Raw genomic sequence first — 235 nt, 5'->3', positions numbered from 1 at the left:
ATTTCGATGACCTTACGGATGGCGTCCAGCAGGAGGTTTATGTCGGTGGGAAAATGGACATCTGTTTCCACCACAAAGGAGTCACAGCGGCCGACGATGCCCTCTTCGGGGTTTTTTTTTAATGCCAGGTGTCCCGCGCGGACGACTTCCTGGTTGATCCGGTCCAGAATCTCCGGTGTGAACAGCCGCAGATTATCCTTGAGAGTCTGCAGGTTATAATACTTGACGTCCGTCC

The 235-nt window shown here is 52.8% G+C and carries 1 pseudogene; it reads right to left on the bottom strand.

Going from position 1 to position 235, the window contains the following annotated elements:
* Positions 1-235 (bottom strand): annotated as a pseudogene (locus JWG43_RS19465) (ISNCY family transposase); the annotation flags it as partial.

It is taken from the genome of Desulfobulbus alkaliphilus, from assembly GCF_016918545.1.
Lineage (GTDB): Bacteria > Desulfobacterota > Desulfobulbia > Desulfobulbales > Desulfobulbaceae > Desulfobulbus > Desulfobulbus alkaliphilus.
The sequence above is the reverse complement of the archived record's forward strand: the minus strand, read 5'-3'. Positions and strand labels throughout refer to the sequence as shown.